The organism is Halorubrum sp. B52 (assembly GCF_059752555.1).
Genome location: NZ_MWTG01000005.1, coordinates 53759 through 65536, shown reverse-complemented (window position 1 = coordinate 65536; position 11778 = coordinate 53759). Strand labels below are relative to the sequence as shown.

16 protein-coding genes are annotated in these 11778 nt (G+C 60.1%); 15 read left to right on the top strand and 1 reads right to left on the bottom strand.

What is annotated here, in order from left to right:
- The 4 genes from B4V04_RS01270 to B4V04_RS01255 all read left to right on the top strand — a co-directional run.
- Positions 1-2172, top strand: a 2172-nt coding sequence (locus B4V04_RS01270; RefSeq protein ID WP_498228543.1) for an aconitate hydratase, incomplete at its 5' end; no start/stop codon positions are given.
- Between the two features lie 325 nt (positions 2173-2497).
- Positions 2498-3067, top strand: coding sequence for a hypothetical protein (locus B4V04_RS01265; RefSeq protein WP_205252803.1), 570 nt, complete (start codon positions 2498-2500; stop codon positions 3065-3067).
- Between the two features lie 61 nt (positions 3068-3128).
- Entirely contained in the window at positions 3129-4079 is a 951-nt protein-coding gene (locus tag B4V04_RS01260; protein WP_498228542.1) for a MarR family transcriptional regulator, read from the top strand.
- A complete protein-coding gene (locus tag B4V04_RS01255) occupies positions 4076-4945 on the top strand; it encodes a hypothetical protein (protein ID WP_271932982.1) in 870 nt (289 codons plus the stop codon). Before B4V04_RS01260 ends, B4V04_RS01255 begins: the two co-directional genes overlap by 4 nt.
- Positions 4946-5508: 563 nt before the next feature.
- Here B4V04_RS01255 and B4V04_RS01250 read toward each other — a convergent pair.
- The gene (locus B4V04_RS01250) at positions 5509-6471 is read right to left on the bottom strand and encodes a hypothetical protein (protein WP_498228540.1); all 963 of its coding nucleotides are present in this window, start codon (positions 6469-6471) and stop codon (positions 5509-5511) included.
- Positions 6472-6681: 210 nt separating this feature from the next.
- On the opposite strand from B4V04_RS01250, the gene B4V04_RS01245 reads away from it, so the two are divergent.
- The 11 genes from B4V04_RS01245 to B4V04_RS01195 all read left to right on the top strand — a co-directional run bounded on the left by B4V04_RS01245 (position 6682) and on the right by B4V04_RS01195 (position 11664).
- Complete coding sequence (locus tag B4V04_RS01245) at positions 6682-7086, top strand: DUF6166 domain-containing protein (RefSeq protein WP_271932980.1); 405 nt, start codon at positions 6682-6684, stop codon at positions 7084-7086.
- 19 nt (positions 7087-7105) lie between these two features.
- Positions 7106-7387 (top strand): DUF7389 domain-containing protein, encoded by a 282-nt coding sequence (locus B4V04_RS01240; protein WP_271932979.1) that lies wholly within the window; start codon positions 7106-7108, stop codon positions 7385-7387.
- A gap of 37 nt (positions 7388-7424) precedes the next feature.
- On the top strand, positions 7425-8090 hold the full coding sequence (locus tag B4V04_RS01235; RefSeq protein ID WP_272045152.1) for an RNA polymerase subunit sigma-70: 666 nt from the start codon (positions 7425-7427) through the stop codon (positions 8088-8090).
- Positions 8091-8092: 2 nt separating this feature from the next.
- Positions 8093-8788 (top strand): nucleotidyltransferase domain-containing protein, encoded by a 696-nt coding sequence (locus tag B4V04_RS01230; RefSeq protein ID WP_271932976.1) that lies wholly within the window; start codon positions 8093-8095, stop codon positions 8786-8788.
- Positions 8789-8909: 121 nt separating this feature from the next.
- On the top strand, positions 8910-9131 hold the full coding sequence (locus B4V04_RS01225) for a DUF8129 domain-containing protein (protein ID WP_271932975.1): 222 nt from the start codon (positions 8910-8912) through the stop codon (positions 9129-9131).
- Between the two features lie 53 nt (positions 9132-9184).
- Positions 9185-9484, top strand: a complete 300-nt coding sequence (locus tag B4V04_RS01220; RefSeq protein WP_271932974.1) for a hypothetical protein — start codon at positions 9185-9187, stop codon at positions 9482-9484.
- Between the two features lie 2 nt (positions 9485-9486).
- On the top strand, positions 9487-9852 hold the full coding sequence (locus B4V04_RS01215) for a DUF7568 family protein (protein WP_271932973.1): 366 nt from the start codon (positions 9487-9489) through the stop codon (positions 9850-9852).
- Between the two features lie 53 nt (positions 9853-9905).
- Complete coding sequence (locus B4V04_RS01210) at positions 9906-10187, top strand: hypothetical protein (RefSeq protein WP_271932972.1); 282 nt, start codon at positions 9906-9908, stop codon at positions 10185-10187.
- Positions 10188-10289: 102 nt separating this feature from the next.
- Positions 10290-10976 (top strand): DUF6166 domain-containing protein, encoded by a 687-nt coding sequence (locus B4V04_RS01205; protein WP_271932971.1) that lies wholly within the window; start codon positions 10290-10292, stop codon positions 10974-10976.
- On the top strand, positions 10976-11131 hold the full coding sequence (locus B4V04_RS01200; protein WP_271932970.1) for a hypothetical protein: 156 nt from the start codon (positions 10976-10978) through the stop codon (positions 11129-11131). Before B4V04_RS01205 ends, B4V04_RS01200 begins: the two co-directional genes overlap by 1 nt.
- Positions 11128-11664: a hypothetical protein gene (locus tag B4V04_RS01195; RefSeq protein WP_271932969.1), complete on the top strand. Its 537-nt coding sequence runs from the start codon at positions 11128-11130 to the stop codon at positions 11662-11664. The genes B4V04_RS01200 and B4V04_RS01195 overlap by 4 nt, the downstream gene beginning before the upstream one ends.
- Positions 11665-11778: the final 114 nt, after the last annotated feature.

Sequence of the window (11778 nt, the reverse complement as noted above, 5' to 3'; positions counted from 1 at the left end):
GGCGGCATCGGCGTCGTCGGCTGGGGCGTCGGTGGCATCGAGGCCGAAGCCGCGATGCTCGGCCAGCCCATCACGATGAACCTCCCCGAAGTCGTCGGCGTCAAACTTACGGGTGAACTCCCCGAGGGTGCGACAGCGACCGACCTCGTACTGCACGTCACCGAACTGCTCCGGGACGTCGGCGTCGTCGACCGATTCGTCGAGTTCTACGGCCCCGCCGTGGAGACGCTGACCGTCCCTGACCGGGCGACCATCGCCAATATGGCCCCCGAGCAGGGCTCGACCATCAGCATGTTCCCCGTCGACGAGGCCACCCTCGACTACCTCGAACTGACGGGCCGCGACGAGAAACACATCGAACTCGTCCGGAACTACCTGGACGCCCAGGGGTTGTTCGGCGAGCAGAATCCCGAATACACCGAGACAGTCGAACTGGACCTCTCGACAGTCACTCCAAGCCTCGCCGGCCCCAAGAAGCCCCAGTCCCGCGTCGAGATGGGTGACATGCGGGGCCACTTCCGGGAGTTACTCCACGGCGAGTTCGAAGAAGCCCTCGATGAAATCGATGAGGAGGCGCTGGCCCGGTGGCTCGGAGAGGGCGGCAACACCCAGGCCGAGTTGACCGGAGAACCAACCGACGCCGAACGAACTGACGGCGGCGTTCAACAAGCGGGCGACACTGAAAAACAGAATCTGGGACCCCTCACGAAGCGCGCTACAGTGAACCTCGACGGCAACGAAATCGAGATCGGGCACGGGAGCGTCGTCGTTAGCGCCATCACCAGCTGTACGAACACGTCAAATCCGTCCGTGATGCTGGCAGCCGGGCTCCTGGCGAAGAACGCCGTCGAGCGCGGCCTCGACGTCCCGGACTACGTCAAGACCAGCCTCGCACCCGGCAGCCGCGTCGTCACCCAGTACCTCGAAGCATCGGGACTCTTGCCGTACCTCGAAGACCTGGGTTACAACGTCGTGGGCTACGGCTGTACGACCTGCATCGGAAACGCAGGGCCACTCCCCGAACCGATTGAGACCGCGATCGACGAACACGACCTCTGGACGACGAGCGTACTCTCCGGGAATCGGAACTTCGAGGCACGCATCCATCCAAAAGTGCGGGCGAACTACCTCGCCAGCCCACCGCTGGTGGTGGCATACGGGCTGGCCGGTCGGATGGACATCGATCTGGAGCACGACCCGCTGGGGTACGACGAGGACGGCAACCCGGTCTATCTGTCGGACCTCTGGCCGGACAGCGACGAGATCCACGAAGCCGTCCACGACTTCGTCGACCCGTCGATGTTCGAGGAGAAGTACGCCTCCGTGTTCGAGGGCGACGAACGATGGGAGGCGTTGGATGCGCCGACTGGCGAGGTCTACGAGTGGGACGAGGACTCGACGTACATCCGGGAACCGCCGTTTTTCAAGGACTTCCCACTGGAGAAACCTAGCGTCTCCAACGTCGAGGATGCACGGTGTCTGTTGACACTGGGTGATACGGTGACGACCGACCACATCAGCCCCGCAGGACCGTTCGGCTCGGACCTCCCCGCCGGGCAGTGGCTGATGGACCACGGTGTCGAGCCTCACGAGTTCAACACGTACGGTGCCCGCCGGGGCAACCACGAGGTGATGATGCGGGGGACGTTCGCCAACGTCCGCATCGAGAACCAGATGCTCGACGACGTCGAAGGCGGCTACACGATTCACCAGCCGACGGACGAGCAGACGACCGTGTTCGAGGCCAGCCAGCGCTACCACGAGGAGGGGACGCCCCTCGTCGTGATGGCGGGCGAGGAGTTCGGAACCGGCTCGAGTCGTGACTGGGCGGCGAAGGGAACCGACCTCCTCGGCGTTCGCGCAACCATCGCCGAGAGCTACGAGCGCATCTACCGGGACAATCTCGTCGGGATGGGCGTGCTGCCGTTGCAGTTCCAGGACGGCGACTCGTGTGAAGCGCTCGGACTAGACGGGTCAGAAGTCTTCGCTATCTACGGGTTGGACGACGGGCTGGAGCCGATGGCCGAGTTGACGGTGACTGCGGAGCGGTCGGACGGGTCGTCGGTCGAGTTCCCGGTGACGGCCCAGGTCGGGACGCCCGCCGGTGTGCGATATGTTGAACACGGCGGTATCCTGCACTACGTGCTTCGGCAACTTCTGACCGACTCGTGACGCGTTCCGGGTGAAATCGCGTAGGATCGACTGCTTTCAGGTATCTGGTTTTGTATTTGGAACTACTTAGAATCGAAAACAGCAGTACTGTGTTGAGGAGAAGTCCGATTTGGTTGCGATCCTCATTTCATTCCAAACACATTCAGCCGTAAAAGTTCCCTTCTGTTCTAATCAATCACACACCCAATATAGCTCAAGCCACTCATACTACGTTCAGCCATTCACACAGCCTCAGATGCCAATCATCAGTTATGAGTTCTCATGAGAGCCGTGTTTGTTATTGCACCGGCGATGGGTGCCGGCGCACACGCGCCGGCGAGTACCGATGTCGACACGAAGTCAACTCCGATTCGTGCAACGAGTCGAACAGACCGGTGAGACAGATGGCGGCGCCGACCGCGTCGCGCAAGTGTACCGGCATTCGGATGGCTACCCGGGCAGCGTCCTCCGGGATCTTGCACAGCTGAAAGAGCTGCTCGATGCGACCCGGGCCGAGCGCGAACCGGGGTACACGGCGGCGACGTTCGTGTTCCTCGACAAGCTCTCGACGGTCGACCTCTATCTGGACGGGGACCCAGAGCGAACGATCGACGCGGCTCAGCCAGCGGATCTCCTCGAGCCGTCCAATATGGAGCACCTCGACCAGCCGCTGTTCCTGCTGGGCCACGGCGTCGAGAATCCGGCAGACGGCATCCATGGCGACGAGGAGTACCTCTACGTCGTGGAACTCCCGACGGAGAACCCGTTTGACGAGCCGACCGAGTGGACAGTCAAAGTGAGCGGTCACTCCGCGTTCCCCCGCTGGGACGGTCCGACCGACGAGGCCTTCGAGCGGGCGAGCTGGCAGTTCCACGGGTCGCTCGGGGATGCACTCACAAACCTGGTTACTGGATAGCTATTTCGTCAAGCTAAATCCAGAAACGTATTTATACGAGTGGGTATTAGGGTATACATAGATGATTTCAAAGGCCGGACTCACTGTGATCGACGCGCTGAGTACCGGTCGCGAGGCGACGCCAGTAGCCCTCGCAACGGAAACCGGGTATTCACAGGCACACATCTACGAGGTGCTCGATGACTTGCTGGACGCGGGGCTCTTGGTCGAACGCCGTGGCCCCAACAACCAGCGGCACGTCCGTGTCGCCGACCACCCGGTCATTGAAGCATACCGGACGTTGCAGTCGGAACTCAGCCACGTTGAATGGGCCGACCTCCTCTCGCCTGCGACCCTCCAGGTGTGCTGGTTTCTCGACGAGCCCCGCCGAGTATCCGAGATTGCAGAGCGACTCGGGATTACGCGCCAAGGCGTTCATAAGGCGCTGTCGCCGCTCAAACATCGGGCGATGCTGTCCCCGTCCGGCCCCGAGTATGCGGTGAGCGAGGACCTCGCACCGCTGCTGGCGTTCGCGCAGGCCGTCGTGACCCACGAGCATCGGTCACGAGCACGGGAGATCGCGCCGAGTGCGACTGTCGAGTGGTGCGATCCGAAACACGCACTCGTCCGCGTGCAGACCACCGAGGATACGGACACGCTCCTAGACAGACCTGATTGGCAGGTCACTGGACTCGGTCGATACGAGGAGTACGAGCTACAGTTCTTCCTTGCAGGTGAGCCCGCGTTCTGGTATGCACCAGACGAGGAACTCACACCTGCCGACGTGGTGTGTCACACGCTCGCTCTCGATCGCGGCTCCCGCCGCGTTAGCTATGCAATGCTGTTGATCGAAAAGTTGGACATCGACCAAGAGACGCTCACGGACACTGCAACGTGGTACGATCTGGAATCCACGATCGCTGCGATGTACCAGGCACTGCAGGAAGGGGTTGAGGACGCGGACGAGCTCCCTGTCGTCCTTCCAAGTGAATCAGAATTTATGGCGCTCAAAGAGCAGTACGGAGTCGCATGACTGTATTCAAGGGTGGCGAGGCGATCAAAGAGTTCCTCGAGGAGTTCGACAGTTGGCTCTCGGAGTCCGTGACGGTGTATCTCCTCGGCGGATCTGCGATGACAGTGCGGGGATTGAAAGACCAGACCGAAGATATCGATCTCGCAGTGGGTGTGGTGTCCGAGTTCGAGCACGTCCACCAGACGCTCACGTCGCAGGGATTCACGGTTGTCGATGAACCGACGGAGTCGTTCGAGGGCGTCGGAAAAACCGTCGAACTACATCACGAAGATCGCGGGTTTCGGATCGATCTCTTCGAACGGCAGATCGTCGGAAAAGTCTGGATCACCGACCGAATGCACGACCGGGCCGAAGAGTTCTGGACCGGGCGTTGCGTAACCGCGTTCATCCTCTCGGATGAGGATATGTTCCTGCTGAAAGCAGTCTCCGGCGGTGACCTCGCGAGTGGCCGGCGCCGCGACATCGAAGATATGCGGAAATACGCCCAGCGTGGGCTGGACTACGAATCGGTTCTGACCGAGATCGACGAACAGCGGCCATTCAACACCGGATCCACGGAAGCACAACAGATCCGTGACCGCTCGCATCCGCTGTTCACGGTCGAGATGGCGGTAAACTCGCTCTCAGGACTGCCGAACACATTCACGTCCCGTATCGAAGAATTTGCGACAGAATTCGAGATTGAATACACTGTTCTGGGAGCGGTCGACGACGGTATCGACACCGTCGACGCCATCCGGGAACGAGTCCTTGCGAATGTGCGAGCGTTGTCGGACGACCAGGAAGATGCCGTCGACGACGCGATAGAACGACTCGTTGCAAAGCAGGTTCTCAAGCGCGACGGGGATACGATTCGACCCCGGTAAGACGGCACGCCGACTCCGGGTGTTTTTCCCGTCCCGCAAGGGGTGCGGGACGGCACGACCGTCCCGGGTCATCGATGAGTTCTGCAAGCGACAGCGAAAACGCACCTGACCACTGGTGGCTGTATCGCCGAACAGACGACGAGCACTTCGTCTTCGCATACGAGTTCTCGAAGTCCGTCCTCTGCCACGTTCAGCGACCCTCGGACTGGCTGGTCCGAGTCGACCGAGCTGATGGGATGATCCTCTTCAGCCAGCACGACCTCCGGTCGCGGGCGGCGGCATTCGACCCCGCCGAGAGCGTTATGGAGCTCTGCACGATGCTCCATCGGGAGGTCGTCACGGAGCGGAGTCAAGCGCGAAAGCCGATGTACGTCGGTCCCCGGCCAACCGGGGCCGCGACCGACAATAATCAGAGGATGGGGAACAGTCCAGATACTGCACGTCGTTTCCAGCCCTCGGAACAGCTACGCCGCGGCCGATATCAAAGATGGTAGCTTCGAAAACGCTGAAACAAGCGTACCGAGCTCCTATTCCCTGAGTCCGGAAACGGCCGAGTAGAACGCTCAGCCATTCGACTCTGATACAAACAGCTCGGTCCAATAGATCTCACCGTCGTACCGGACGATGTACGAGCCGGACACTGACGAATCCGACTCGTCGTCCTCGTAGACCGGCGTGGCCTCGGATTCGCGAGCAAATCGATCAACGAGTTGGCTGAATGCCTCCGGAGGATCACCCTCGTCAACCTGATACCCGTGGTCGTGTTCAATCGCCGTCGACACGACCGAGGTCTGCTCTTCGGAGAGATCAGTGAGGACAAACGCATAATCGGCCCGTACCGACCGGCCAAATTCCGCCGCGGATTCGTGGACCTGCTGGGCAGTATACTCGTAGGTGCGTTGCTCAGTTCCGCTCGATTCCTCAACGGCAACGCGAGCCGTGGTGCCGCTACTCCACTCAATAATCTCATAGTCGGGGGACGGAACCAACACGGAGTCAGCGATCTCGTCATCGGTATAGACGGTCTCCACGCCCTGTGCCTCAAACGGACCCCCGTCGTCCCATCCGAAGCGCCCAAGGACGCCCTTGTCGACCGTTGGTAGATTCCGGTATCGGATCGAGTCCTCGTCCTGGCTAGCACTCTCGACTGTCGAGAGCGTGAGGCGGAATGTGGTTGCTGATTCCGCGTCGAGGACCTCGTACGAGAGTTCGTAGACCGACCCGTTGTAGATGAAGGGGCGGTTTTCAGGAGCCGGTGCGTTCGTCGCGGTAACTGTCTGCGATCCGTTCGAAATCACGGCCGTCGCCAATTCACGCTCCGACGTACGGTGCTCTAAGTCGATTCGGTACGTGACGCGTCGTGCGATCTCGGTATCCGAGACCGGCGTCATCGCAAGATCCGCCACGGGCGAGGTGCCGGGATCACCACCGTTCCCGGGGGTAGCACCGCCTCTGGTGTCAGTACACCCGGCGAGTGAGAGCGCGATTCCGCTCGAGATCGAAGCGAGGACTGCTCGCCGGTCCATATCTCCTCTTATTCACCACGAAATTATAAACTGCCGGTAGGCTAAACCGGGTGTTTGAGTCTTATATCGAGAAATCGTTCATCCGTCTCAATTATCCAGTCTAAATCCCCTGTATCCTAGAATATCAGATAATTCCTTTTCACGTTCTGTTTGTTGACCCCCCGAGAGGGGTGCGGGGGCTGCTCGAACGAGCAGCTCCCGAACAGACCGATGAGTAGACTTAGCGACACACACTCGCACGAACAGACACGCCCACCGAGCGACCGCGACGTCGCCTACGTCGGCTATCGGCAGAGCGGGCGGGCTATCGTTGAGAAACGTCCCGGCCAAGAACGGGTCACACCAGAGCGGAGTCTCGCGCTGGTGAACCACAGTCCCTCGGGGTTCGAATGGGGATACGGTGGTAGTGGTCCGGCACAACTCGCGCTCGCACTCCTCCTCGATTACACGGATGACGAAGCGTTCGCTCTCGACCACTACCAGGCATTCAAAACCGAGGTCGTGAGCCAACTGGGCTGCGCGGGGTCCGACGAGTACTGGCGACTCACCTCTAGCGAGATCGACGCAGCCCTTCGTGAGACGACTGACGAGCCAGTCGCACCGACCATCAACTAACGATCACAGAGAGCAATCCATGGCAGAACCCACTCGGCAGTCGCACACGCCCGCCGAATCGACGGAGAACACTGAGCGACAGGCACCAACCGAGTACGTCGAGCGAAGCGATGTCGGCGTCTCACTCACCGTGAAGCTCACTCGCGGGACTGGCACCCGCGATCAGGACAAAATCGTGGCCAAAGCGAAAGGCAAGACGCTCGAAGATGCCCGCGAGGACATGGAAATCCTCCGGGAGTACATCCACGATCTTGCTGAGGACGCTCGCCAAATCCAGCCAGCAGATCTACACGAAGAGTAATTCTTTTGCGTGTTGCACAGAATTGTGTAAGCATAGGATGTACGAAGTATGCGGTGAAAAGGAACTCAAGGTCATCCTCGCGCTTGACCAAGGAGATTCCATCTCCGGCGTCGCGCGAAAGATCGACGAGAACCGCGAGACGATTCGGCGCGTCGTGAATCGCCTTGAGGAGGCGGACTACGTCGCGTACGATGATGGCCTCCAGCTCCTCGATCAGACGGTCCGCGACGTCGGTCTCGAGTTCCTGACGGCCGCAGCAGACATCTCGCCGCCGTCGATCTCGGAGGCGTACGTCCTCCCCCAGTTCGCCGGCCTGAACTATGCATTCACATCCATCGATGCAGTATACGTCTGGACTCGCGGTGGCTATCAGGTCGCTCGCGACCCGGAAGATTATCCCCTGTTCATCGCTGTTCGCGAGCAGGACGTCGACGCCTGGAAGACGTTCTTCGATCGGTTCGGAATCCCGACTGCGGAAGAACGCCAGCCCGCTGAAGACCTTGATGGTGCCATTCAGGTCGTCCTCGAGCCCCGGCCACAGATCGATGCCGAGATGGTCGACGGACGGCCTGTCATCCCGCTTCAGGAAACCGTGGCATTCGCGAACGAGTACTACGCAACCTTTCAGTCTGCCCTCGACATGCTCGGCCGAATGTACGACGACGTCGACACCGATGCGAATTATCGCCGGGAGCCCGCCTGAGCATGAGCCAGGAAGACCGCAGTGAGACGCTCATCCAAGTCCTCGATGAACTGGAGCAGTCAAACATTGGATTCGTCCTCATTGGTGGGTACGCGATCAGCCAGTTCGAACCGCGGTTCTCGACTGACCTTGACCTCGTCATCGCTCCGGACGACTACGATGAAGTCGTTGCATTCCTCGAAGCGCGCGGGTTCGAACGGCAGGCTGACCTCGAAGTCCCACCGGAGGAAACCATCTATAATCGTGAAATCGAACTCTTTGAGCGCACTGAAGGGCTGCCACATCCGGTCGGCGTGGATATTCTCGTGAACGGCCTCGGCTGCCGACAAACCAAGGCAGAGTGGTCGTTCGACTATCTGCGCACACACAGTTCTCCGACGGTGATTTCAGGCGGGACTCGATCAACGACCGCACGCGCAGCGGATGGAGAAGTGCTCGTCGCCGCCAAACTCCATAGTGGTCGAAAAACGGATCTCGCGGATGTGCTTGCAGCGATTCCCTCAATTGACCTCGACACGGTCGAAACACATCTGCATCGCGGAGACGCTGATGCGCTTCGTGAACAACTCGGTGATGCACAAGCCTTCATCGAAGAAGGCGGGTTGGATCACCGATTCAAGAGCATGTTCGGCCAATCGTCAGCATCAGCCGAAGACATCGAGACGCTCCTCGAGTTCCTCAAACGACAACAAACGTGAGACAGCCCCCACGTGAGTCCAGCACCGACGGCATCTGTGCATAGCTGTCACTGAGAGAGAAGCGACCAGGGAGAACTGATGCTGTTTGTCCTCGCCTCAGCAGGAGCGGAGGCGACCATCCGTGAGCGACACAGGAGAACAATACCCAGACCCGAACGAACTGTCGCCAGCACAACGGCTCGAACCGCCGAATACGCGACTCATCAACGCCGGTATCGTGACGATCACCGACATGGAGACGCTGCAAGCGTGCGTCGCCTACGAGAACGCGAATCAGCAACGGCTCCAAATCCTCCGCCGACTCAAACAGCGGGCCACCGAGATCCGCTCACAAGACGACTGACGCGACACTCGGAGGTGTCTGTCGGAGCCTCGGTGGGTGGAGGCTCAATCCAAATGAGCGAGCGGCCCGAGATCGAGATTCAACAGCAGACCGCGTTCGGTGATGATGGCCAGCTCGAAGTGACCGAAACGAGCGTCGAGACCTCACTCGAGGATTACGGTGCTGACGTGGATCATCGCGACCGGGATTCACGTCTCGATCGGCCCGAGGCGAGTGAGTTCGGCGTCGACGACCGGCCTGAAGTTGAGCAACCATCCGAGGGTGAGCAGTCCAGTCTCTTCGCCGACACAGCCGAGGACCAGCAGACGCTTGCCGGCGACGACACAGCTGCTCGCTGTCTTTTCGAGGAGTAACTATGACACGACTGATCAATTGGACCCGAGAGAGCCGTACTCCGACCCTGACGTACCGGAATACAGAAACCACGGCACACGCGGTGCTTCATCGAGCGCCGGACTCGTACGTGCATACGTGGCGGGCCGCGATTCTCGTCGACGGCTATCCCGTATGGTCGCGCGGATTCGTGACGAAGGAAGCCACATCACTTCGTGACGAACTCGAAAAGCGTCCCGAGCCCGTGCTACGCTGCCCGGAGTGTCCGAACGACGCGGTCGTCGTCGGCCAGAAGAATGCTGACGACGCGAAAGTCCAACGGTGGTTCGAGTGTCGGGAGTGCGGCTACGAAAGCCGCTCAGCAATCGTCTACGGCGCCGAGTGCTAATTCCCCCAGTAGAACAGACAAAGCCTTAGAAAACCGGCGTCGTGAGATCCACCATGGATTGTACAGAGTGCGGTGAGCCGGTCGACGAAACAATGGATCTCGATGTTCCTGAAACAATCCTTGAGCACGGAACAGCGAATGTTGACCCATCAAAGTCCAAGGTCACCCAGTTGGATCAGTACGCGGATGAGATTAAGGAACCCGTCGAGGCGAAGAACGGCACCGAAGACCTCTTGCCCATCATCAAAGCCATCGAAGATGCGGATAGCTACTGCGTCGGTACAGGCCTCAGCATGGGGGAGAGCCCGGACAAGATAATCTTCTACATTTACTGACCGTTCAGCGAGAGCGTATCAGTCTCCTCGAGTACGCTCGTCCGGCAGAGTTTTTCGACCCCCAAGAGGGGTGCGGGGAATCCAATAACCCGCATTCGACCTATGAAGACGGATTCAACCAACCATCCACGAGCGGCAGTACAGGATGATAGTGAGCAATGCCAGACCAACGCAGACCACGTCGAGTACGTGGGTATGCGCGTCGACGGAACTCCGGTGGTGCTGAAGCTCACAGAGCACGAGCGTCTCACCCCGGATCGAAGCCTCGAGCTCGTGCGACACAGCCCGGCGGGATTCGACTGGGGCTACGTGGGGAGCGGGCCGGCGCAGCTCGCCTGTGCGCTCCTCCTCGATTACTATGACGACGAGAACGTCGCTCACCAACACTACATCCAGTTCCGAAACGAGGTGATCAGTCAATTGGCGTGCGATGGCCCGGCTGATTGCTGGCATCTTACCGGTGACGACATCAAAGCTGCACTCGGTGAGTTCCAGGACCACCACGCCCTCACGCCGGACGGTGGCGGCCCGTCGGCGTCACTGCCGGCGAACTGGAGTGCGGTGAGCCGGACAGATCGGACAGTCTTCCAACGTCGGGATATCGACCACTACGTCGTCCTCGCCGAAGGGAGCGAAAAGTGGTTGATCATACTTTGTGCGCAGGGGGACCGGGCGTATCCCGCCCCACTCGACCATCGAACACTTCCGGTCGAGAACGATCCTGCTTCAGCCGTTCAGGCACTCGTCGCTGAGAGTAACGACCTCATCGAGCCAGAGGAGGGGACCTGATGGAGAACATCCGACTCTCGCGGGCCACGTACCAGCTCATCGAACGCGCCGTCACGGGGCTGGAGCGTATCGGTCGAGAACTCAAGCGATACAACGACCGGCATGAGCGAACAGGCGGGGAAGACACCGGCGAGACGAATCCCGGCGAATCATGACTGACGAAGCGACGCTTGACGACTTCGAGACCGAGAATTCGGCCGGTGAGTCCCGCTCGCTCACGCTGGAAGAGCGACTCCTCACCCCAATTTCCCCGTCCATCGGTCTGCGGGTGATTGCCGGGCGCGGCGATCCGCTCTATCTCCAAAATCGGGGAACAGAACGGTATCTCTTCCGCGACGATCATGACCGGTGGTTCATCCTTCAACCCTCGGCGAAGGACTCAGAAGAGGCGTTCGTCCGGTGGGTGTATCTCCCGGCGGACAAGCCCGACCGGCTGGCGCAATCGGCGCTTCGTCGACGGACAGTGATCGGCTATGACTACGTTCAGCGGTCGGCCGCACCAGATCCAGTCAGGTCGACGGTGACGGCAATGTTCGTCACAGAACGCTGGCCCGAGACCGCCTACGAATGTGGGTCGTGTGAGGCGCTGTTCGACACGGCACGAGAGCACGCCCTCCATTGCTGGGACACACATCCGTGGGTACCGAATCCTGAACAGGTGCGCCGTCGACGCCAAGCCGACGAGTGAACCTGAGAGTCGAAGCCAGGTGTTGAGACCGTCCAGATGTTTAACCAACAGTACTGGATTCGTGGGCGGGATGTTGGTTAAGAGGTTGTTTTTGCGCCCGTGAGAGGGGCGCAG